This window comes from Burkholderia sp. CCA53, from assembly GCF_001685525.1.
Classification (GTDB): Bacteria; Pseudomonadota; Gammaproteobacteria; order Burkholderiales; family Burkholderiaceae; genus Burkholderia; species Burkholderia multivorans.
This window is the reverse complement of record NZ_BDDJ01000001.1, coordinates 1355645-1376160: the sequence shown is the minus strand read 5'-3', so window position 1 is coordinate 1376160 and position 20516 is coordinate 1355645. Positions and strand designations below refer to the sequence as shown.

Genomic DNA, 20516 nt, shown 5'->3' with positions numbered 1-20516 from the left:
ACTACGGAGAGAAAGCAATGAAAGCTCTGCTCGATCTATTCAAGCAAGTCCAACAGGAAGAAGTTTTCGACGCGATCAAGATCGGTCTGGCCTCGCCCGACAAGATCCGTTCGTGGTCGTTCGGCGAAGTGAAGAAGCCGGAGACCATCAACTACCGTACGTTCAAGCCGGAACGCGATGGTCTGTTCTGCGCGAAGATCTTCGGACCGATCAAGGACTACGAGTGCCTGTGCGGCAAGTACAAGCGCCTGAAGCACCGTGGCGTGATCTGCGAGAAGTGCGGCGTTGAAGTGACGCTGGCGAAGGTGCGTCGTGAGCGCATGGGCCACATCGAGCTCGCGTCGCCGGTCGCGCACATCTGGTTCCTGAAGTCGCTGCCGTCGCGTCTGGGCATGGTGCTCGACATGACGCTGCGCGACATCGAGCGCGTGCTGTACTTCGAAGCGTACGTGGTGATCGATCCGGGCATGACGCCGCTGAAGGCGCGGCAGATCATGACCGAAGAGGATTACTACAACAAGGTCGAGGAATACGGCGACGAATTCCGTGCCGAAATGGGCGCGGAAGGCGTGCGCGAACTGCTGCGCGCGATCAACATCGACGAGCAGGTCGAACAGCTGCGCACCGAGCTGAAGAACACCGGCTCGGAAGCGAAGATCAAGAAGTACGCGAAGCGCCTGAAGGTCCTCGAGGCATTCCAGCGCTCGGGCATCAAGCCCGAGTGGATGATCCTCGAAGTGCTGCCGGTGCTGCCGCCGGAACTGCGTCCGCTCGTGCCGCTGGACGGCGGCCGTTTCGCGACGTCGGATCTGAACGACCTGTATCGCCGCGTGATCAACCGTAACAACCGGTTGAAGCGTCTGCTCGAGCTGAAGGCACCTGAAATCATCGTCCGCAACGAAAAGCGGATGCTGCAGGAAGCCGTCGACTCGCTGCTCGACAACGGTCGTCGCGGCAAGGCGATGACGGGCGCGAACAAGCGTCCGCTGAAGTCGCTCGCCGACATGATCAAGGGCAAGGGCGGTCGTTTCCGTCAGAACCTGCTGGGCAAGCGCGTCGACTACTCGGGCCGTTCGGTCATCGTGGTCGGCCCGACGCTGAAGCTGCATCAGTGCGGTCTGCCGAAGCTGATGGCGCTCGAGCTGTTCAAGCCGTTCATCTTCAACAAGCTTGAAGTGATGGGCGTCGCGACGACCATCAAGGCGGCGAAGAAGGAAGTCGAGAACCAGACGCCGGTCGTGTGGGACATCCTCGAAGAGGTGATCCGCGAGCACCCGGTGATGCTGAACCGTGCGCCGACGCTGCACCGTCTCGGCATCCAGGCGTTCGAGCCCGTGCTGATCGAAGGCAAGGCGATCCAGCTGCACCCGCTCGTCTGTGCGGCGTTCAACGCCGACTTCGACGGTGACCAGATGGCCGTCCACGTGCCGCTGTCGCTCGAAGCGCAGATGGAAGCGCGCACGCTGATGCTCGCGTCGAACAACGTGCTGTTCCCGGCCAACGGCGATCCGTCGATCGTGCCGTCGCAGGATATCGTGCTGGGTCTGTACTACGCGACCCGCGAAGCGATCAACGGCAAGGGCGAAGGCCTCACGTTCACCGGCGTGTCGGAAGTGATCCGCGCGTACGAGAACAAGGAAGTTGAGCTCGCCTCGCGCGTCAACGTGCGGATCACCGAAATGGTCCGCAACGAGGACAAGTCGGAAGGCGCGCCGGAGTTCGTGCCGAAGATCTCGCTCTACGCGACGACGGTCGGCCGCGCGATCCTGTCGGAAATTCTGCCGCCGGGCCTGCCGTTCTCGGTGCTGAACAAGCCGCTGAAGAAGAAGGAAATCTCGCGCCTGATCAACACCGCGTTCCGCAAGTGCGGTCTGCGCGCGACGGTGGTGTTCGCCGATCAGCTGATGCAGTCGGGCTTCCGTCTCGCGACGCGCGCCGGCATCTCGATCTGCGTGGACGACATGCTCGTGCCGCCGCAGAAGGAAACGATCGTCGGCGACGCCGCGAAGAAGGTGAAGGAATACGACCGTCAGTACATGTCGGGTCTCGTCACCGCGCAGGAACGCTACAACAACGTGGTCGACATCTGGTCGGCGACGTCGGAAGCGGTCGGCAAGGCGATGATGGAGCAGCTGTCGACGGAGCCGGTGATCGATCGCGACGGCAACGAGACGCGCCAGGAATCGTTCAACTCGATCTACATGATGGCCGACTCGGGCGCCCGCGGTTCGGCGGTGCAGATTCGTCAGCTGGCCGGTATGCGCGGCCTGATGGCGAAGCCGGACGGCTCGATTATCGAGACGCCGATTACCGCGAACTTCCGCGAAGGTCTGAACGTGTTGCAGTACTTCATCTCGACCCACGGTGCACGTAAGGGTCTGGCTGATACGGCACTGAAGACCGCGAACTCGGGTTACCTGACGCGTCGTCTGGTCGACGTCACGCAGGATCTGGTGGTCGTCGAGGACGATTGCGGCACGTCGAACGGCGTCGCGATGAAGGCGCTGGTCGAAGGCGGTGAAGTCGTCGAAGCGCTGCGCGACCGTATCCTCGGCCGCGTCGCGGTCGCGGACGTCGTGAACCCGGAAACGCAGGAAACGCTGTACGAAGCGGGCACGCTGCTCGACGAAACGGCGGTCGAGGAAATCGAACGCCTCGGCATCGACGAAGTGCGCGTGCGCACGCCGCTGACCTGCGAAACGCGTTACGGCCTGTGCGCATCGTGCTACGGCCGCGACCTCGGCCGCGGCACGCTCGTGAACGTCGGCGAAGCAGTCGGCGTGATCGCGGCGCAGTCGATCGGCGAGCCGGGCACGCAGCTGACGATGCGTACGTTCCACATCGGTGGTGCGGCATCGCGTGCGGCAGTCGCGTCGTCGGTCGAGGCGAAGAGCAACGGTACCGTCCGCTTCTCGCCGTCGATGCGCTACGTGACGAACGCGAAGGGCGAGCAGATCGTCATCTCGCGTTCGGGCGAGGCGCTGATCACCGACGACATCGGTCGCGAGCGCGAACGTCACAAGATCCCGTACGGCGCGACGCTGCTGCAGCTCGACGGCGCGGCGATCAAGGCCGGCACGCAGCTGGCGACGTGGGATCCGATGACGCGTCCGATCATCACCGAGTACGGCGGTACGGTGAAGTTCGAGAACGTCGAGGAAGGCGTGACGGTCGCGAAGCAGATCGACGACGTGACCGGCCTGTCGACCCTCGTCGTGATCGACGCGAAGCGTCGCGGTTCGCAGGCATCGAAGAGCGTGCGTCCGCAGGTGAAGCTGCTCGACGCGAACGGCGACGAAGTGAAGATCCCGGGCACGGAGCACTCGGTGCAGATCGGCTTCCAGGTCGGCGCACTGATCACCGTGAAGGACGGTCAGCAGGTGCAGGTCGGTGAAGTGCTCGCACGTATCCCGACCGAATCGCAGAAGACGCGTGACATTACCGGTGGTCTGCCGCGCGTGGCCGAGCTGTTCGAAGCGCGTTCGCCGAAGGATGCGGGCATCCTCGCGGAAGTCACCGGTACGGTGTCGTTCGGCAAGGATACGAAGGGCAAGCAGCGTCTCGTCATCACGGATCTCGAGGGCAACCAGCACGAGTTCCTGATTGCGAAGGAAAAGCAGGTGCTGGTCCACGACGGTCAGGTCGTCAACAAGGGCGAAATGATCGTGGACGGCCCGGCCGATCCGCACGACATCCTGCGTCTGCAGGGTATCGAGGCGCTGTCGCGCTACATCGTGGACGAAGTGCAGGACGTGTATCGTCTGCAGGGCGTGAAGATCAACGACAAGCACATCGAGGTGATCGTTCGCCAGATGCTGCGTCGTGTGCAGATCACCGACAACGGCGATTCGCGCTTCATCCCGGGCGAGCAGGTCGAGCGTTCGGACATGCTGGACGAGAACGACCGCATGATTGCCGAGGGCAAGCGCCCGGCGTCGTACGAGAACGTGCTGCTCGGTATCACGAAGGCGTCGCTGTCGACCGATTCGTTCATCTCCGCGGCATCGTTCCAGGAAACGACCCGCGTGCTGACCGAAGCGGCGATCATGGGCAAGCGCGACGATCTGCGCGGCCTGAAGGAAAACGTGATCGTCGGCCGTCTGATTCCGGCCGGTACGGGTCTCGCGTTCCACAAGGCACGCAAGGCGAAGGAGATGTCCGACCGCGAGCGTTTCGACCAGATCGCAGCGGAAGAGGCATTCGACTTCGGCACGCCGAGCACGCCGGCGGAAGAGCCGCAACACCCGGCAGCCGAGTAACGGCGCGCGGCGCGAGCCGCGTCTGCTTTGCTGTCATCGAAACCGCCCGGTTTGCCGGGCGGTTTTTTTTTGTTCGTCCCGTTGGCGGGCGTGCGTGCGGCGTATCGGCACGCGCTGCGCGCGAGCGCACGCTGTCCGAACGGCGAACGTCGTGCGATTTGCCGCGCGCCGCGCGGGGCGGGTTGTTAAAATCGCGGTCATCGTTCCGCCGTCCTCGTTCTCATCATTCATGTCTCGCGCCCTCGAAATCCTCGACGAAGTCTTCGGTTATTCCGCCTTTCGCGGCCAGCAGGGCGAGATCGTCGAGCACGTCGCGAGCGGTGGCGACTGTCTGGTGCTGATGCCGACGGGCGGCGGCAAGTCGCTGTGCTACCAGATTCCCGCGCTGATGCGCCGCGAGGCCGGCCATGGTGCGGGCATCGTCGTGTCGCCGCTGATCGCGCTGATGCAGGATCAGGTCGCCGCGCTGCGCGAAGTCGGCGTGCGTGCCGCGTATCTGAACTCGACGCTGTCGGGCGCCGAGGCAGCGGCGACCGAGCGCGCGCTGCGCGAAGGCGAGATCGACCTGCTGTATGTCGCACCCGAACGGCTGATGACGGGGCGTTTCCTCGAACTGCTCGAGCGCGCGAAGATCGGGCTGTTCGCGATCGACGAGGCGCACTGCGTGTCGCAGTGGGGGCACGACTTCCGTCCGGAATACATCCAGCTGTCGGTGCTGCACGAGCGGTTCCCGGCGGTGCCGCGCATCGCGCTGACGGCGACCGCCGATGCGATCACGCGCGACGAAATCATTCACCGTCTCGCGCTCGACGACGCGCGCGTATTCGTGTCGAGCTTCGATCGGCCGAACATCCGCTATCGGATCGTCGAGAAGGACAACGCGCGCGCGCAGCTGCTCGATTTCATCCGCGCCGAACACACGAATGGCGACGGCACGACCGACGCCGGCGTCGTCTATTGCCTGTCGCGCCGCAAGGTCGAGGAAACGGCCGAGTGGCTGAAGGCGCAGGGCATCCGCGCGCTGCCTTATCACGCCGGCATGGAATTCGAGGTGCGGCAGAAGCATCAGGAGATGTTCCAGCGCGAGGAAGGCATCGTGATGTGCGCGACGATCGCGTTCGGGATGGGCATCGACAAGCCCGACGTGCGCTTCGTCGCGCACCTCGATCTGCCGAAGAGCGTCGAAGGCTATTACCAGGAGACCGGCCGCGCGGGGCGCGACGGGCTGCCGGCGAACGCGTGGATGGCGTACGGGCTCGGCGACGTCGTCCAGCAGCGCAAGATGATCGACGAGTCCGATGCGGACGACGCGCACAAGCGCGTGCAGACGTCGAAGCTCGACGCGTTGCTCGGCCTGTGCGAGACGATCTCGTGTCGCCGCGTGCGGCTGCTCAATTACTTCGGTGAAGCGAGCCAGCCGTGCGGCAACTGCGATACGTGCCTCGAGCCGCCCGCATCGTGGGACGCGACGCGCGAAGCGCAAATGGCGCTCTCATGCGTGTTCCGCGCGCAGCGTGCGAGCGGCTTCAACTTCGGCGCGAGCCATCTGATCGAGATTCTGCGCGGCGCGCGTACCGAAAAGGTGCTGCAGCGCGGGCACGATCAACTCAGTACGTTCGGGATCGGTGCGGCGCTGTCGGAGCCCGAGTGGCGCGCGATTTTCCGGCAGCTCGTCGCGTACGGCTATCTCGCGGTCGATCACGGCGGATTCGGCGCGCTCGTGCTGACCGAAGCCGCGAAGCCCGTGCTGAAGGGCGACGAGAAGGTCACGCTGCGACGCTACGTGAAGCCGCAGCGCACGCGCCAGTCGTCCGGCCGCAGCGGCACGCGCGTCGATCCGACGGCCGGCATGGGCGCACGCGAGCGCGCGCGCTGGGACGCGCTGCGCGCGTGGCGCGCGGAGACGGCGAAGGCCGACGGCGTGCCGGCCTACGTGATCTTCCACGACGCGACGCTCGCGGAGATCGCGCGCAATGCCCCGGAGACGATCGACGATCTGCGCCATATCCCCGGCATGGGCGTGCGCAAGCTCGAGCGGTTCGGCGACGAGATCATCGACGTCGTCGAATCGGCCTGACACAGGCGTTCCGACCCTTCGGGTCAGCGGGCGCGACCGGCGGCAAATCACGCAAGCCGTTGACTTAGTTGGTATTTCCGGAATATCATGCTGGGTTCCGGTCTTCGGTGGGTCGACACGCGTTCGAAGGTTCGTGCCCGATTCGCCGCGCCGGGAGTCAACTGTGCGTCGATTTTCGCTTTGCCCGAAATCGAAGTGCGGATTTTGTTCAATTTCAGGAATAAACAATGCCAACCATCAACCAACTGGTTCGCAAAGGCCGTCAGTCGGAAACGACGAAGAGCAAGAGCCCGGCCCTGCAGGACTGCCCCCAGCGTCGCGGCGTGTGCACCCGTGTGTACACGACGACGCCGAAGAAGCCGAACTCGGCACTCCGTAAGGTCGCCAAGGTTCGTCTGACGAACGGCTTCGAAGTGATTTCGTACATCGGCGGTGAAGGCCACAACCTGCAGGAGCACTCGGTTGTGCTGATCCGCGGCGGCCGTGTGAAGGACTTGCCGGGTGTGCGTTACCACATGGTTCGCGGCTCGCTGGATACCCAGGGCGTCAAGGACCGTAAGCAAGCGCGCTCGAAGTACGGCGCGAAGCGTGCAAAGGCTGCCAAGTAAGCAGCGTTTGATCAGGGATCGCCTCAGGGCGGTCAAGGCGGTGGTGCCGGATTGCCGGTGCTGTCGAGTAAGTGGTCACCCGGCCAAGCTGGTTAGTCGTGAAGATGTGATCGGGTTAGTTGGTGGCCGCGGGGCTGAACACAGCTCCAACTGAACAGGTAAAGGAAGAATCATGCCGCGTCGTCGCGAAGTCCCCAAGCGGGAAGTGTTGCCGGATCCGAAGTACGGCAACGTGGATGTAGCCAAGTTCATGAACATGCTGATGCTGTCCGGCAAGAAGTCGGTCGCTGAACGCATCGTTTATGGTGCTTTCGAACAGATCCAGACCAAGGGTGGCAAGGACCCGCTGGAAGTGTTCACGGTTGCGCTCAACAACGTCAAGCCGGTGGTCGAAGTGAAGAGCCGCCGCGTTGGTGGTGCCAACTATCAAGTTCCGGTCGAAGTGCGCCCGTCGCGTCGTATGGCATTGGCGATGCGCTGGCTGCGCGAGGCTGCGAAGAAGCGCAGCGAGAAGTCGATGGCTCTGCGCCTGGCAGGTGAACTCTCCGAAGCGGCCGAAGGCCGTGGCGGCGCGATGAAGAAGCGCGACGAAGTTCACCGCATGGCAGAAGCCAACCGCGCGTTCTCGCATTTCCGTTTCTAAGCGCCTGGCTGGGCTGTTAGCGGAAATAAATTCCGGGCGGGTGCGCTTTTCGAGCGCCTCGCCCGTTTGTGTTGAGGCGCGATGCAGCAGGGCTGCGTCGCGCCATCCCAGTAGAGGATCAAAGTGGCTCGCAAGACTCCCATCGAGCGCTACCGCAATATCGGTATTAGCGCTCACATCGACGCCGGCAAGACGACGACGACCGAGCGCATTCTGTTTTACACCGGTGTGAACCACAAGATCGGTGAAGTCCACGACGGCGCAGCAACGATGGACTGGATGGAGCAGGAACAGGAGCGTGGCATCACGATCACGTCCGCTGCTACCACCGCCTTCTGGAAGGGCATGGGCGGCAACTATCCGGAACACCGCATCAACATCATCGACACGCCGGGGCACGTCGACTTCACGATCGAAGTGGAGCGTTCGATGCGCGTGCTGGACGGCGCGTGCATGGTCTACTGCGCAGTGGGCGGCGTGCAGCCGCAGTCGGAAACGGTGTGGCGCCAGGCGAACAAGTACAAGGTGCCGCGTCTCGCGTTCGTCAACAAGATGGACCGTACCGGCGCGAACTTCTTCAAGGTCTACGACCAGCTCCGTCTGCGCCTGAAGGCGAACCCGGTTCCGGTCGTGGTGCCGATCGGCGCGGAAGAAAACTTCAAGGGCGTCGTCGATCTGCTGAAGATGAAGGCGATCATTTGGGACGAGGCGTCGCAGGGCACGAAGTTCGACTACGTCGACATCCCGGCCGAGCTCGTCGATACGTGCCAGGAATGGCGTGAAAAGATGGTCGAGGCGGCTGCGGAAGCCAACGAAGACCTGATGAACAAGTACCTGGAAGAAGGCGATCTGCCGGAAGCCGACATCATCAAGGCGCTGCGCGACCGTACGATCGCGTGCGAAATCCAGCCGATGCTGTGCGGTACCGCGTTCAAGAACAAGGGCGTGCAGCGCATGCTCGACGCCGTGATCGACTTCCTGCCGTCGCCGGTCGACATCCCGCCGGTCAAGGGCGAGCTCGACAACGGCGAAACGGCCGAGCGCAAGGCGTCGGACGACGAGAAGTTCTCGTCGCTCGCGTTCAAGATCATGACCGACCCGTTCGTCGGCCAGCTGATCTTCTTCCGTGTGTACTCGGGCGTCGTCAACTCGGGCGACACGGTGCTGAACTCGACCAAGGGCAAGAAGGAACGCCTCGGCCGTATTCTGCAGATGCACGCGAACAACCGTGAGGAAATCAAGGAAGTTCGCGCGGGCGACATCGCCGCTGCGGTCGGCCTGAAGGAAGCGACCACGGGCGACACGCTGTGCGATCCGGCCAACCCGATCGTGCTCGAGCGCATGGTGTTCCCGGAGCCGGTGATTTCGCAGGCTGTCGAGCCGAAGACGAAGGCCGACCAGGAAAAGATGGGCCTCGCGCTGAACCGTCTCGCGCAGGAAGATCCGTCGTTCCGCGTGCAGACCGACGAAGAGTCGGGCCAGACCATCATTTCGGGCATGGGCGAGCTCCACCTCGAAATTCTGGTCGACCGGATGAAGCGTGAGTTTGGCGTCGAAGCAACCGTCGGCAAGCCGCAGGTTGCGTACCGCGAAACGATCCGTTCGACGGCGAAGGACGTCGAAGGCAAGTTCGTCAAGCAGTCGGGCGGCCGCGGCCAGTACGGTCACGCAGTCATCACGCTCGAGCCGAACGAACAGGGCAAGGGCTACGAGTTCTTCGACGAGATCAAGGGCGGCGTGATTCCGCGCGAATACATCCCGGCGGTCGACAAGGGTATCCAGGACACGCTGAAGTCGGGCGTGCTGGCCGGCTTCCCGGTCGTCGACGTGAAGGTTCACCTGACGTTCGGTTCGTACCACGACGTCGACTCGAACGAAAACGCGTTCCGCATGGCCGGTTCGATGGCGTTCAAGGAAGCGATGCGCAAGGCGAATCCGGTGGTGCTCGAGCCGATGATGGCTGTCGAGGTCGAGACGCCGGAAGAGTACATGGGCAACGTGATGGGCGACCTGTCGGGCCGTCGCGGCATCGTTCAGGGCATGGAAGACATGGTGGGCGGCGGCAAGATCGTTCGCGCCGAAGTGCCGCTGTCGGAAATGTTCGGTTACTCGACCTCGCTGCGCTCGCTGACGCAAGGCCGTGCAACGTACACGATGGAGTTCAAGCACTACGCTGAAGCTCCGCGCAACGTTGCCGACGCGATCATCAGCGCGAAGTCGAAGTAAATCTGCATCTACCAACTGATTATTTTTTGAAAGAAGAGAATCATGGCAAAAGAGAAGTTTGAGCGGACCAAGCCGCACGTGAACGTTGGTACGATTGGTCACGTTGACCACGGCAAGACGACGCTGACGGCAGCGATCGCGACGGTTCTGTCGTCGAAGTTCGGCGGCGAAGCGAAGAAGTACGACGAAATCGACGCGGCGCCGGAAGAAAAGGCACGCGGCATCACGATCAACACCGCGCACATCGAGTACGAAACGGCGAACCGCCACTACGCGCACGTCGACTGCCCGGGCCACGCCGACTACGTGAAGAACATGATCACGGGTGCAGCGCAGATGGACGGCGCAATCCTGGTGTGCTCGGCCGCAGACGGCCCGATGCCGCAAACGCGTGAGCACATCCTGCTGGCGCGTCAGGTTGGCGTTCCGTACATCATCGTGTTCCTGAACAAGTGCGACATGGTGGACGACGCTGAACTGCTCGAGCTGGTCGAGATGGAAGTTCGCGAACTGCTGTCGAAGTACGACTTCCCGGGCGACGACACGCCGATCATCAAGGGTTCGGCAAAGCTGGCGCTGGAAGGCGACAAGGGCGAGCTGGGCGAAACGGCGATCATGAACCTGGCCGACGCGCTGGACACGTACATCCCGACGCCGGAGCGCGCGGTGGACGGTACGTTCCTGATGCCGGTGGAAGACGTGTTCTCGATCTCGGGCCGCGGTACGGTGGTGACGGGTCGTGTCGAGCGCGGCGTGGTGAAGGTCGGTGAAGAAATCGAAATCGTCGGTATCAAGCCGACGGTGAAGACGACCTGCACGGGCGTTGAAATGTTCCGCAAGCTGCTGGACCAGGGTCAGGCAGGCGACAACGTCGGTATCCTGCTGCGCGGCACGAAGCGTGAAGACGTGGAGCGCGGCCAGGTTCTGGCGAAGCCGGGTTCGATCACGCCGCACACGCACTTCACGGCCGAAGTGTACGTGCTGAGCAAGGACGAAGGCGGCCGTCACACGCCGTTCTTCAACAACTACCGTCCGCAGTTCTACTTCCGTACGACGGACGTGACGGGCTCGATCGAGCTGCCGAAGGACAAGGAAATGGTGATGCCGGGCGACAACGTGTCGATCACGGTGAAGCTGATTGCGCCGATCGCGATGGAAGAAGGTCTGCGCTTCGCTATCCGTGAAGGCGGCCGTACCGTCGGTGCCGGCGTCGTCGCAAAGATCATCGAGTAAATTCGGCGATCCGCGGCTTCCCACGGGGGCCGCGATTCCACGGTAAGCAGTCGTACCGTCCGAAACCGGGCGTCCAGTTCCGCTGGCGCCCGGTTTCGTTTTGGCCGGGCGGCGGCGCGGTATCGACAAACGCGCACCACCGCTCGACAAAATCGTGTAGAATCGCGGGCTTAGCAGTGGAAGTACCGTCCCGGGACATCGTGCCTCGCACCCCGCAGGTGCGCTGTCTTGCGTTCTTTTAGTGTCCGGCGATGCAATATCGCCTCGCTCTTTTCAAGGAATCGTCATGCAGCAACAGAAAATCCGCATTCGCCTGAAGGCTTTCGACTATCGCCTGATCGATCAATCGGCCGCCGAGATCGTCGATACCGCGAAGCGGACTGGTGCAATCGTCCGTGGCCCGGTGCCGCTGCCGACGCGCATCCAGCGTTTTGACATCCTGCGTTCGCCGCACGTCAACAAGACGTCGCGCGACCAGCTCGAGATCCGTACCCACCAGCGTCTGATGGACATCGTCGATCCGACCGACAAGACGGTCGACGCGCTGATGAAGCTCGACCTGCCGGCTGGCGTCGACGTGGAAATCAAGCTGCAGTAAGGCTTTCGGCGCCTTCCGGGGTTCCGGAGGGTGCTAAGTCTTTGATTGCTTGCAGAAAACGGGAGGCCTTGCTACAATGCTAGGCTTTTCGCGCATTCGCGTAAAAAAGTCGGGTCTTGCGTACCCGGCATTTTGTAAATCAGCCCCGACCAATCGCAGTCGGGAATGGAGAAAACGATGAGCCTTGGACTCGTAGGTCGCAAGGTTGGCATGACCCGTATCTTCACGGCTGAAGGGGATTCGATTCCCGTCACCGTGGTGGACGTGTCGGACAACCGCGTGACGCAGATCAAGACTGTTGAAACCGACGGCTACACCGCCGTTCAGGTTGCATTCGGCTCCCGCCGCGCATCGCGCGTGACGAAGCCGCTGGCAGGTCATCTCGCCAAAGCCGGCGTTGAAGCCGGTGAAATCCTCAAGGAATTCCGCATCGATGCGGCCAAGGCAGCCGAGCTGTCGAATGGCGCCATCGTTGGCCCGGATCTGTTCGAAGTGGGCCAGAAGGTCGACGTGCAAGGCGTGTCGATCGGTAAGGGCTACGCCGGTACCATCAAGCGTTACAACTTCGGTTCGGGCCGTGCTTCCCACGGTAACTCGCGCTCGCACAACGTGCCGGGCTCGATCGGTATGGCGCAGGATCCGGGTCGCGTGTTCCCGGGCAAGCGCATGACGGGTCACATGGGTGACGTGACGGTGACGGTGCAAAACCTCGAAATCGCTCGTATCGACGCAGAGCGCAAGCTGCTGCTCGTCAAGGGTGCGATTCCGGGTGCGAAGGGCGGCAAGGTTTTCGTGACGCCGGCCGTGAAGACCAAGGGGGCGAAATAATGGAACTCAAGCTCCTGAACGAAAATGGTCAGGAAGGTGCAGTGGTCAACGCATCGGACGTCGTGTTCGGTCGTGACTACAACGAAGCGCTGATCCACCAGATCGTCGTCGCTTACCAGGCGAACGCTCGCCAGGGTAACCGCGCGCAGAAGGACCGCGAGCAGGTCAAGCACACGACCAAGAAGCCGTGGCGTCAGAAGGGTACGGGCCGCGCTCGTGCCGGTATGTCGTCGAGCCCGCTGTGGCGTGGCGGTGGTCGTATCTTCCCGAACTCGCCGGAAGAAAACTTCTCGCACAAGGTCAACAAGAAGATGCATCGCGCAGGTCTCTGCTCGATCTTCTCGCAGCTGGCCCGCGAAGGCCGTCTGTCGGTCGTCGAGGACATCGTTCTCGAAGCGCCGAAGACCAAGCTGCTGGCCGACAAGTTCAAGGCCATGGGTCTCGATTCCGTGTTGATCATCACCGACACGGTCGACGAAAACCTGTACCTGGCTTCGCGCAACCTGCCGCACGTGGCAGTTGTCGAGCCGCGCTACGCTGACCCGCTGTCGCTGATCTACTTCAAGAAAGTGCTGGTCACGAAGGCTGCGGTCGCCCAGATCGAGGAGTTGCTGTCATGAGCGAGATTCGCAAGAACGATCATCGTTTGATGCAGGTCCTGCTCGCACCGGTGATTTCCGAAAAGGCGACGCTGGTTGCCGACAAGAACGAGCAAGTCGTGTTCGAAGTCGCACCGGATGCCACGAAGCAGGAAGTGAAGGCGGCTGTCGAGCTGCTGTTCAAGGTTGAAGTTGATTCCGTCAACGTGCTGGTTCAGAAGGGCAAGCAAAAGCGCTTCGGCCGTTCGATGGGCCGCCGCAAGGACGTGAAGAAGGCATACGTGTGCCTGAAGCCCGGCCAGGAAATCAACTTCGAAGCGGAGGCCAAGTAATCATGGCAATCGTGAAAGTTAAACCGACCTCGCCGGGCCGCCGCGCGATGGTCAAGGTGGTCAACAAGGACCTGCACAAGGGCAAGCCGCACGCGGCACTGCTCGACACGCAGAGCTCCAAGGCTGGCCGCAACAACAACGGCCGCATCACGACGCGTCACCAGGGCGGTGGTCACAAGCACCACTACCGCGTGATCGATTTCCGTCGCACGAAGGACGGCATTCCGGCGAAGGTCGAGCGTCTCGAGTACGACCCGAACCGCAGCGCGAACATCGCGCTGGTGCTGTACGCCGACGGCGAGCGCCGCTACATCATCGCGCCGAAGGGCGTGACGGTTGGCCAGCAGCTCATGTCGGGTTCGGAAGCGCCGATCCGTGCAGGCAACACGCTGCCGATCCGCAACATCCCGGTCGGTACGACGATCCACTGCATCGAGATGCTGCCGGGCAAGGGCGCGCAAATGGCGCGTTCGGCCGGTACGTCGGCCATGCTGCTCGCACGCGAAGGCGTGTACGCGCAAGTCCGTCTGCGTTCGGGCGAAATCCGCCGCGTGCACATCGAGTGCCGTGCGACGATCGGTGAAGTCGGCAACGAAGAGCACAGCCTGCGCCAGATCGGCAAGGCCGGTGCGAACCGCTGGCGCGGTATCCGCCCGACGGTGCGTGGCGTGGCAATGAACCCGATCGACCACCCGCACGGTGGTGGTGAAGGCCGTACCGCTGCGGGCCGCGACCCGGTGAGCCCGTGGGGCACGCCGACGAAGGGCTTCCGTACGCGTCGCAACAAGCGCACGACGACGATGATCGTCCAGCGCCGTCACAAGCGTTAAGGAGTAGGCAATGGCACGTTCTGTTAAAAAAGGTCCGTTCTGCGACGCCCATTTGCTGAAGAAAGTTGAGGCGGCTGCAGCTTCGCGCGACAAGAAGCCGATCAAGACCTGGTCGCGTCGCTCGACGATCCTCCCGGATTTCATCGGCCTGACGATCGCCGTTCACAACGGCCGTCAACACGTTCCGGTGTACATCTCGGAAAACATGGTCGGCCACAAGCTTGGCGAGTTCGCACTGACCCGTACGTTCAAGGGTCACGCGGCCGACAAGAAGGCCAAGAAATAAGGGGCTATCAAGATGGAAGTGAAAGCAATTCATCGCGGTGCCCGCATCTCGGCGCAAAAGACGCGCCTTGTGGCTGACCAGATCCGCGGTTTGCCGGTCGACAAGGCGCTGAACGTTCTGACGTTCTCGCCGAAGAAAGCGGCTGGCATCGTGAAGAAGGTCGTGCTGTCGGCGATCGCGAATGCGGAGCACAACGAAGGCGCCGATATCGACGAGCTGAAGATCAAGAGCATCTACGTCGACAAGGCTGCATCGCTCAAGCGTTTCACCGCGCGCGCCAAGGGCCGCGGTAACCGCATCGAGAAGCAATCCTGTCACATCACAGTGACGGTCGGGAATTAAGGAGCCATACGATGGGACAGAAAATTCATCCGACTGGCTTCCGCCTGGCTGTCAGCCGCAATTGGGCTTCGCGTTGGTACGCGAACAACAACAATTTCGCGGCGATGCTGCAGGAAGACATCGGTGTTCGTGAGTATCTGAAGAAGAAGCTGAAGAACGCTTCGGTCGGTCGCGTCGTCATCGAGCGTCCGGCAAAGAACGCGCGCATCACGATTTTCAGCTCGCGTCCGGGCGTCGTCATCGGCAAGAAGGGTGAGGATATCGAACTGCTGAAGACGGAACTGCAACGCCGCATGGGCGTTCCGGTTCACGTCAACATCGAAGAGATCCGCAAGCCGGAAACCGATGCGCAGCTGATCGCCGACTCCATCACGCAGCAGCTCGAGCGCCGGATCATGTTCCGGCGCGCGATGAAGCGTGCGATGCAGAACGCGATGCGTCTGGGTGCCCAGGGCATCAAGATCATGAGCGCAGGCCGTCTGAACGGTATCGAAATCGCGCGTACGGAGTGGTATCGCGAAGGTCGCGTGCCGCTGCATACGCTGCGTGCCGATATCGACTACGCGACTTCGGAAGCGAAGACGACCTACGGGATCATCGGCGTCAAGGTGTGGGTGTACAAGGGCGATACCCTTGGCCGCAACGACGCGCCGGTGGTGGAAGAAGTAGCCGAAGACAAGCGTCCGCGTCGCAATGCGCGTCCGGGCGACCGTCGTCCGCGCCGTGACGGCGAAGGCGGCGCTCCGGGTGCTCGTCGTGGCGCACCGCGCCGTGGCGCCGGCAAGCCGGAAGACGGCAAGACTGGAGAATAACGATGCTGCAACCGAAACGCAGGAAGTATCGCAAAGAGCAGAAGGGTCGTAACACCGGCAAGGCGACGCGCGGCAACGCGGTGTCGTTCGGTGAATTCGGCCTGAAGGCGATCGGTCGCGGCCGTTTGACCGCGCGTCAAATCGAAGCGGCGCGTCGTGCCATGACGCGTCACATCAAGCGTGGCGGCCGCATCTGGATTCGCATTTTCCCGGACAAGCCGATTTCGCAGAAGCCGGCCGAAGTACGTATGGGTAACGGTAAGGGTAACCCGGAGTACTACGTCGCCGAGATTCAGCCGGGCAAGATGCTGTACGAAATGGACGGCGTATCCGAAGAACTGGCGCGTGAGGCGTTCCGTCTGGCTGCAGCGAAGCTGCCGATCCAGACCACGTTTATCGTTCGCCAGCTCGGCGCCTAAGGAGAAAACATGAAGGCTTCCGAACTTCTCCAGAAAGACCAGGCCGCGCTCAACAAAGAGCTGGCGGACCTGCTGAAGGCGCAATTCGGCCTGCGCATGCAACTCGCGACCCAGCAGCTCACGAACACGAGCCAGCTGAAGAAGGTTCGTCGCGACATCGCACGTGTGCGGACCGTCATGACTCAGAAGGCGAACCAGAAATGAACGATAGCGTGAAAACCTCGCTGAAGCGGACGCTGATCGGTCGGGTCGTCAGCAACAAGATGGACAAGACCGTCACCGTGCTGGTCGAGCACCGCGTCAAGCACCCGATCTACGGCAAGTATGTCGTGCGTTCGAAGAAGTACCACGCGCACGATGAAGCGAACACCTACAACGAAGGCGATCTCGTCGAAATCCAGGAAACCCGTCCTGTTTCGAAGACGAAGGCCTGGGCGGTGGCGCGTCTCGTCGAGGCAGCCCGCGTTATCTAAGCGGGTCAGAGCAGTAGAGTAGTAACGGGCACTTCTCCACGAAGTGCTTGAAATCGCAAAGTTTTTGCTTGCGTGACCGGGATTATTTGTTATAATCCCGGTCTTCCCTCTTTATGGGAGCCCCGTCGCGGGCGAAGTTGGTGGGGGAAGCGGACAGGCGCCAGCCTGCTCCGAAAGATTCACCGAATTGCGATGGCGGGTTTCGTTTGCCGTCGCTGCTGTTCCAACCCAAGCAGCCGATCGGCTGACGGGACCAAGACTGACCGTATGCATCATGGTGGTGCATCCGGATTAAGTTGGGAAAGACAAACCATGATCCAGACCGAATCTCGGCTTGAAGTAGCCGACAACACGGGTGCGCGTGAAGTCATGTGCATCAAGGTGCTCGGCGGCTCGAAGCGTCGTTATGCCAGCATTGGCGACATCATCAAGGTGAGCGTCAAAGAGGCAACGCCGCGCGGGCGTGTGAAGAAAGGCGAAATCTACAACGCCGTGGTGGTCCGCACCGCCAAGGGCGTGCGCCGTCAAGACGGCTCGCTGATCAAGTTCGACGGCAACGCCGCTGTGCTTTTGAATAACAAGCTCGAGCCGATCGGCACCCGCATTTTCGGGCCGGTGACGCGTGAGCTGCGTAGCGAACGATTCATGAAGATCGTCTCGCTGGCGCCGGAAGTGCTGTAAGGAGTCGCGATGAACAAGATTCGCAAGGGTGACGAAGTCATCGTCATCGCAGGCAAGGACAAGGGCAAGCGCGGTGTCGTGCTGGCAGTCGCCGCCGACCGCGTGACGGTTGAAGGTATCAACCTCGTCAAGAAGCACGTGAAGCCGAACCCGATGAAGGGTACGACGGGTGGTGTGGAAGCGAAGACGATGCCCCTCCACATTTCGAACGTCGCGGTTGTCGACGCGAACGGCAAGGCGTCGCGTGTCGGCATCAAGGTCGAGGAAGGCAAGAAGGTTCGCTTCCTGAAGACGACCGGTGCCGTACTGAGCGCCTGACGCAGCGGAGTAAAAAATGGCTCGTTTGCAAGAGTTTTACAAAGAAAAGGTTGTGCCCGGCCTGATCGAGAAGTTCGGTTACAAGTCGGTCATGGAAGTGCCGCGCATCACCAAGATCACGCTGAACATGGGTCTTGGCGAAGCCGTCGCGGACAAGAAGATCATCGAGAACGCCGTTGGCGACCTCACGAAGATCGCCGGCCAGAAGCCGGTCGTCACGAAGGCTCGCAAGGCAATCGCAGGTTTCAAGATCCGCCAGGGTTACCCGATCGGCGCGATGGTGACGCTGCGTGGCCGTGCGATGTACGAATTCCTCGACCGTCTGGTGACGGTTGCGCTGCCGCGCGTGCGTGACTTCCGCGGCGTGTCGGGTCGTGCATTCGATGGCCGTGGCAACTACAACATCGGTGTGAAAGAGCAGATCATTTTCCCCGAAATCGATTACGACAAGATCGACGCGCTGCGTGGGCTGAACATCAGCATCACGACGACCGCGAAGACCGACGACGAAGCAAAGGCGCTGCTCGCCAGCTTCAAGTTCCCGTTCAGAAACTGAGGTTACCGTGGCTAAACTGGCACTGATCGAACGTGAAAAGAAGCGCGCCCGCCTGGTCGCGAAGTTCGCAGCAAAGCGCGAAGCGCTGAAGGCGATCATCGAAGACCAAAGCAAGTCGGAAGAAGAGCGCTACGAAGCACGCCTTGAGCTGCAGCAACTGCCCCGCAACGCAAACCCGACCCGCCAGCGCAACCGCTGCGCGATCACGGGCCGTCCGCGTGGCACGTTCCGCAAATTCGGCCTCGCGCGCAACAAGATTCGTGAAATCGCATTCCGTGGCGAGATTCCTGGCCTGACCAAGGCGAGCTGGTAATAGGAGAAACGTAAATGAGCATGAGTGATCCTATCGCCGATATGCTGACTCGCATCCGCAACGCGCAGATGGTCGAGAAGGTATCGGTCGCGATGCCCTCGTCGAAGGTCAAGGTTGCAATCGCACAAGTCCTGAAGGACGAAGGTTATATCGACGATTTCGCGGTGAAGACCGAAGGCGCGAAGGCTGAGCTGAACATCGCGCTGAAGTACTACGCGGGCCGTCCGGTGATCGAGCGCCTCGAGCGCGTGTCGAAGCCGGGTCTGCGCGTGTACCGCGGCCGTAACGAGATTCCGCAGGTCATGAATGGCCTCGGTGTGGCTATCGTGTCGACGCCGAAGGGCGTGATGACCGACCGCAAGGCGCGCGCAACGGGCGTCGGCGGCGAAGTCATCTGCTACGTCGCTTAAAGCCGAGGAGAGAGAAACATGTCTCGAGTAGGTAAGAGCCCGATCGCGCTGCAAGGCGCGGAAGTCAAGCTGGCCGACGGCGTCATCACCGTCAAGGGCCCGCTGGGCACGATCACGCAAGCGGTGAACCCGCTCGTGAAGGTGGCGAACAACGACGGCACGCTGAACCTGGCGCCGGCCGACGAAAGCCGCGAAGCAAATGCACTGTCGGGCACGATGCGCGCGATCATCGCGAATGCCGTGCACGGCGTGACCAAGGGTTTCGAGCGCAAGCTGACGCTGGTTGGCGTCGGCTACCGTGCGCAAGCGCAAGGCGACAAGCTGAACCTGTCGCTGGGTTTCTCGCACCCGGTGGTGCACCAGATGCCGGAAGGCGTCAAGGCTGAAACCCCGACGCAAACCGAAATCGTGATCAAGGGGATCGACAAGCAGAAAGTCGGCCAAGTGGCTGCGGAAGTCCGCGGCTACCGTCCGCCTGAGCCCTACAAGGGCAAGGGCGTGCGCTATGCCGACGAGGTTGTGATCCTCAAAGAAACGAAGAAGAAGTAAGGGTGCGCAATCATGGATAAGACTCAATCTCGCCTGCGCCGCGCTCGCCAGACGCGTATCAAGATCGCTGAGCTGCAGGTCGCGCGTCTCGCCGTGCATCGCACGAACACGCACATCTACGCTCAGGTGTTCTCGCCGTGCGGCACCAAGGTGCTCGCTAGCGCGTCGACGCTGGAAGCTGAAGTGCGCGCCGAGCTCGCAGACAAGTCGGGCAAGGGTGGCAACGTCGCCGCCGCGACGCTGATCGGCAAGCGTATTGCCGAGAAGGCCAAGGCCGCCGGCATCGAATCCGTCGCCTTCGACCGCTCGGGCTTCCGCTACCACGGCCGCGTGAAGGCGCTGGCTGAGGCAGCTCGTGAAGCTGGGCTCAAGTTCTAAGGAAGGAATTCGTCATGGCAAAGATGCAAGCGAAAGTTCAGGCTGACGAGCGCGACGACGGCCTTCGCGAAAAGATGATTTCGGTCAACCGCGTGACCAAGGTCGTGAAGGGTGGCCGTATTCTCGGCTTCGCCGCACTGACCGTGGTAGGCGACGGTGATGGCCGCGTCGGTATGGGCAAGGGCAAGGCGAAGGAAGTGCCGGTCGCTGTCCAGAAGGCGATGGAGCAGGCTCGCCGCAACATGTTCAAGGTGCCGCTGAAGAACGGCACGCTGCAGCACGAAGTGCACGGCAAGCACGGCGCATCGACGGTTCTCCTCGCTCCGGCGAAGGACGGTACCGGCGTGATCGCCGGCGGCCCGATGCGCGCCGTGTTCGACGTGATGGGCGTTCAGAACGTCGTGGCCAAGAGCCACGGTTCGACGAACCCGTACAACCTCGTGCGTGCGACGCTGGACGGCCTGCGCAAGCAGTCGACCCCGGCAGACATCGCGGCGAAGCGCGGCAAGTCCGTCGAAGAAATTTTGGGCTAAGCCCGGGTGGTCACCATGTCTGAAAAAACTGTCAAGGTTCAGCTCGTCAAGAGCCTGATCGGGACCCGCGAATCGCACCGCGCGACCGTGCGTGGCCTGGGCCTGCGCCGACTCAACTCGGTCAGCGAGCTTCAGGACACGCCGGCGGTCCGCGGCATGATCAACAAGGTCTCGTACCTCGTTAAGGTCATCGCGTAAGCGGCCCTACGGATC

At 62.0% G+C, this 20516-nt stretch carries 26 protein-coding genes; all 26 read left to right on the top strand.

The features are described from left to right. Window positions 1–17: 17 nt before the first annotated feature. Entirely contained in the window at window positions 18–4259 is a 4242-nt protein-coding gene (gene rpoC / locus BCR55_RS06445; protein ID WP_006400664.1) for a DNA-directed RNA polymerase subunit beta', read from the top strand. Window positions 4260–4488: 229 nt separating this feature from the next. Then, entirely contained in the window at window positions 4489–6336 is a 1848-nt protein-coding gene (gene recQ, locus BCR55_RS06440) for a DNA helicase RecQ (protein WP_175403812.1), read from the top strand. A 227-nt stretch (window positions 6337–6563) separates the two neighbouring features. Continuing rightward, the gene (rpsL, locus tag BCR55_RS06435; protein WP_006400662.1) at window positions 6564–6944 is read left to right on the top strand and encodes a 30S ribosomal protein S12; all 381 of its coding nucleotides are present in this window, start codon (window positions 6564–6566) and stop codon (window positions 6942–6944) included. A 172-nt stretch (window positions 6945–7116) separates the two neighbouring features. Further along, entirely contained in the window at window positions 7117–7587 is a 471-nt protein-coding gene (gene rpsG, locus BCR55_RS06430; RefSeq protein WP_004198359.1) for a 30S ribosomal protein S7, read from the top strand. A 123-nt stretch (window positions 7588–7710) separates the two neighbouring features. Next, entirely contained in the window at window positions 7711–9813 is a 2103-nt protein-coding gene (gene fusA / locus BCR55_RS06425) for an elongation factor G (RefSeq protein WP_006400661.1), read from the top strand. Between the two features lie 42 nt (window positions 9814–9855). Continuing rightward, window positions 9856–11046, top strand: a complete 1191-nt coding sequence (tuf, locus tag BCR55_RS06420; protein ID WP_006400660.1) for an elongation factor Tu — start codon at window positions 9856–9858, stop codon at window positions 11044–11046. Window positions 11047–11332: 286 nt separating this feature from the next. Further along, window positions 11333–11644, top strand: coding sequence for a 30S ribosomal protein S10 (gene rpsJ, locus BCR55_RS06415; RefSeq protein WP_004199280.1), 312 nt, complete (start codon window positions 11333–11335; stop codon window positions 11642–11644). 177 nt (window positions 11645–11821) lie between these two features. Beyond that, on the top strand, window positions 11822–12472 hold the full coding sequence (gene rplC / locus BCR55_RS06410) for a 50S ribosomal protein L3 (RefSeq protein ID WP_012212557.1): 651 nt from the start codon (window positions 11822–11824) through the stop codon (window positions 12470–12472). Next, window positions 12472–13092, top strand: a complete 621-nt coding sequence (rplD, locus tag BCR55_RS06405) for a 50S ribosomal protein L4 (protein WP_006400658.1) — start codon at window positions 12472–12474, stop codon at window positions 13090–13092. Before rplC ends, rplD begins: the two co-directional genes overlap by 1 nt. Beyond that, window positions 13089–13403 (top strand): 50S ribosomal protein L23, encoded by a 315-nt coding sequence (gene rplW / locus BCR55_RS06400; protein WP_004199275.1) that lies wholly within the window; start codon window positions 13089–13091, stop codon window positions 13401–13403. The genes rplD and rplW overlap by 4 nt, the downstream gene beginning before the upstream one ends. Before the next feature lie 2 nt (window positions 13404–13405). Beyond that, entirely contained in the window at window positions 13406–14233 is an 828-nt protein-coding gene (rplB, locus tag BCR55_RS06395; protein WP_006400657.1) for a 50S ribosomal protein L2, read from the top strand. Window positions 14234–14243: 10 nt separating this feature from the next. After that, the gene (gene rpsS / locus BCR55_RS06390; protein WP_004199273.1) at window positions 14244–14519 is read left to right on the top strand and encodes a 30S ribosomal protein S19; all 276 of its coding nucleotides are present in this window, start codon (window positions 14244–14246) and stop codon (window positions 14517–14519) included. 12 nt (window positions 14520–14531) lie between these two features. Beyond that, complete coding sequence (gene rplV, locus BCR55_RS06385; RefSeq protein WP_004199272.1) at window positions 14532–14861, top strand: 50S ribosomal protein L22; 330 nt, start codon at window positions 14532–14534, stop codon at window positions 14859–14861. 11 nt (window positions 14862–14872) lie between these two features. Next, complete coding sequence (rpsC, locus tag BCR55_RS06380; protein ID WP_006400654.1) at window positions 14873–15673, top strand: 30S ribosomal protein S3; 801 nt, start codon at window positions 14873–14875, stop codon at window positions 15671–15673. Window positions 15674–15675: 2 nt separating this feature from the next. Further along, the gene (rplP, locus tag BCR55_RS06375) at window positions 15676–16092 is read left to right on the top strand and encodes a 50S ribosomal protein L16 (protein ID WP_006400653.1); all 417 of its coding nucleotides are present in this window, start codon (window positions 15676–15678) and stop codon (window positions 16090–16092) included. A gap of 9 nt (window positions 16093–16101) precedes the next feature. Then, entirely contained in the window at window positions 16102–16296 is a 195-nt protein-coding gene (gene rpmC, locus BCR55_RS06370) for a 50S ribosomal protein L29 (protein WP_006400652.1), read from the top strand. Continuing rightward, complete coding sequence (gene rpsQ / locus BCR55_RS06365; RefSeq protein WP_006400651.1) at window positions 16293–16565, top strand: 30S ribosomal protein S17; 273 nt, start codon at window positions 16293–16295, stop codon at window positions 16563–16565. Before rpmC ends, rpsQ begins: the two co-directional genes overlap by 4 nt. A 312-nt stretch (window positions 16566–16877) precedes the next feature. Then, window positions 16878–17246: a 50S ribosomal protein L14 gene (rplN, locus tag BCR55_RS06360; RefSeq protein ID WP_004197951.1), complete on the top strand. Its 369-nt coding sequence runs from the start codon at window positions 16878–16880 to the stop codon at window positions 17244–17246. A gap of 9 nt (window positions 17247–17255) precedes the next feature. Further along, window positions 17256–17564, top strand: a complete 309-nt coding sequence (gene rplX / locus BCR55_RS06355; RefSeq protein WP_006400650.1) for a 50S ribosomal protein L24 — start codon at window positions 17256–17258, stop codon at window positions 17562–17564. 16 nt (window positions 17565–17580) lie between these two features. Next, a complete protein-coding gene (gene rplE / locus BCR55_RS06350) occupies window positions 17581–18120 on the top strand; it encodes a 50S ribosomal protein L5 (protein WP_006400649.1) in 540 nt (179 codons plus the stop codon). A 7-nt stretch (window positions 18121–18127) separates the two neighbouring features. Next, a complete protein-coding gene (rpsN, locus tag BCR55_RS06345; protein ID WP_006400648.1) occupies window positions 18128–18433 on the top strand; it encodes a 30S ribosomal protein S14 in 306 nt (101 codons plus the stop codon). A 14-nt stretch (window positions 18434–18447) separates the two neighbouring features. Beyond that, window positions 18448–18843 (top strand): 30S ribosomal protein S8, encoded by a 396-nt coding sequence (gene rpsH, locus BCR55_RS06340; RefSeq protein ID WP_006400647.1) that lies wholly within the window; start codon window positions 18448–18450, stop codon window positions 18841–18843. Between the two features lie 18 nt (window positions 18844–18861). Next, window positions 18862–19392: a 50S ribosomal protein L6 gene (gene rplF, locus BCR55_RS06335; protein WP_006400646.1), complete on the top strand. Its 531-nt coding sequence runs from the start codon at window positions 18862–18864 to the stop codon at window positions 19390–19392. Window positions 19393–19404: 12 nt separating this feature from the next. Beyond that, complete coding sequence (rplR, locus tag BCR55_RS06330; protein ID WP_006400645.1) at window positions 19405–19770, top strand: 50S ribosomal protein L18; 366 nt, start codon at window positions 19405–19407, stop codon at window positions 19768–19770. 14 nt (window positions 19771–19784) lie between these two features. Continuing rightward, window positions 19785–20303: a 30S ribosomal protein S5 gene (gene rpsE, locus BCR55_RS06325; RefSeq protein WP_004197945.1), complete on the top strand. Its 519-nt coding sequence runs from the start codon at window positions 19785–19787 to the stop codon at window positions 20301–20303. 15 nt (window positions 20304–20318) lie between these two features. Beyond that, the gene (gene rpmD, locus BCR55_RS06320) at window positions 20319–20501 is read left to right on the top strand and encodes a 50S ribosomal protein L30 (protein WP_006400644.1); all 183 of its coding nucleotides are present in this window, start codon (window positions 20319–20321) and stop codon (window positions 20499–20501) included. The last annotated feature ends 15 nt before the right edge of the window (window positions 20502–20516 follow it).

Bases quoted from the DNA above. Each gene is read 5' to 3' on its own strand.
- rplB (WP_006400657.1), top strand. From the start codon at position 13,406: ATGGCAATCGTGAAAGTTAAACCGACCTCGCCGGGCCGCCGCGCGATG.
- tuf (WP_006400660.1), top strand. From the start codon at position 9,856: ATGGCAAAAGAGAAGTTTGAGCGGACCAAGCCGCACGTGAACGTTGGT.
- rplR (WP_006400645.1), top strand. From the start codon at position 19,405: ATGGATAAGACTCAATCTCGCCTGCGCCGCGCTCGCCAGACGCGTATC.
- rplV (WP_004199272.1), top strand. From the start codon at position 14,532: ATGGAAGTGAAAGCAATTCATCGCGGTGCCCGCATCTCGGCGCAAAAG.
- recQ (WP_175403812.1), top strand. From the start codon at position 4,489: ATGTCTCGCGCCCTCGAAATCCTCGACGAAGTCTTCGGTTATTCCGCC.
- rpsE (WP_004197945.1), top strand. From the start codon at position 19,785: ATGGCAAAGATGCAAGCGAAAGTTCAGGCTGACGAGCGCGACGACGGC.
- rpsH (WP_006400647.1), top strand. From the start codon at position 18,448: ATGAGCATGAGTGATCCTATCGCCGATATGCTGACTCGCATCCGCAAC.
- rplE (WP_006400649.1), top strand. From the start codon at position 17,581: ATGGCTCGTTTGCAAGAGTTTTACAAAGAAAAGGTTGTGCCCGGCCTG.
- rpsL (WP_006400662.1), top strand. From the start codon at position 6,564: ATGCCAACCATCAACCAACTGGTTCGCAAAGGCCGTCAGTCGGAAACG.
- rplW (WP_004199275.1), top strand. From the start codon at position 13,089: ATGAGCGAGATTCGCAAGAACGATCATCGTTTGATGCAGGTCCTGCTC.
- rpsQ (WP_006400651.1), top strand. From the start codon at position 16,293: ATGAACGATAGCGTGAAAACCTCGCTGAAGCGGACGCTGATCGGTCGG.
- rpmC (WP_006400652.1), top strand. From the start codon at position 16,102: ATGAAGGCTTCCGAACTTCTCCAGAAAGACCAGGCCGCGCTCAACAAA.
- rpsS (WP_004199273.1), top strand. From the start codon at position 14,244: ATGGCACGTTCTGTTAAAAAAGGTCCGTTCTGCGACGCCCATTTGCTG.
- rplF (WP_006400646.1), top strand. From the start codon at position 18,862: ATGTCTCGAGTAGGTAAGAGCCCGATCGCGCTGCAAGGCGCGGAAGTC.
- rpsJ (WP_004199280.1), top strand. From the start codon at position 11,333: ATGCAGCAACAGAAAATCCGCATTCGCCTGAAGGCTTTCGACTATCGC.
- rplD (WP_006400658.1), top strand. From the start codon at position 12,472: ATGGAACTCAAGCTCCTGAACGAAAATGGTCAGGAAGGTGCAGTGGTC.
- rplN (WP_004197951.1), top strand. From the start codon at position 16,878: ATGATCCAGACCGAATCTCGGCTTGAAGTAGCCGACAACACGGGTGCG.
- rpoC (WP_006400664.1), top strand. From the start codon at position 18: ATGAAAGCTCTGCTCGATCTATTCAAGCAAGTCCAACAGGAAGAAGTT.
- rpsC (WP_006400654.1), top strand. From the start codon at position 14,873: ATGGGACAGAAAATTCATCCGACTGGCTTCCGCCTGGCTGTCAGCCGC.
- rplC (WP_012212557.1), top strand. From the start codon at position 11,822: ATGAGCCTTGGACTCGTAGGTCGCAAGGTTGGCATGACCCGTATCTTC.
- rpsG (WP_004198359.1), top strand. From the start codon at position 7,117: ATGCCGCGTCGTCGCGAAGTCCCCAAGCGGGAAGTGTTGCCGGATCCG.
- rplP (WP_006400653.1), top strand. From the start codon at position 15,676: ATGCTGCAACCGAAACGCAGGAAGTATCGCAAAGAGCAGAAGGGTCGT.
- rpmD (WP_006400644.1), top strand. From the start codon at position 20,319: ATGTCTGAAAAAACTGTCAAGGTTCAGCTCGTCAAGAGCCTGATCGGG.
- rplX (WP_006400650.1), top strand. From the start codon at position 17,256: ATGAACAAGATTCGCAAGGGTGACGAAGTCATCGTCATCGCAGGCAAG.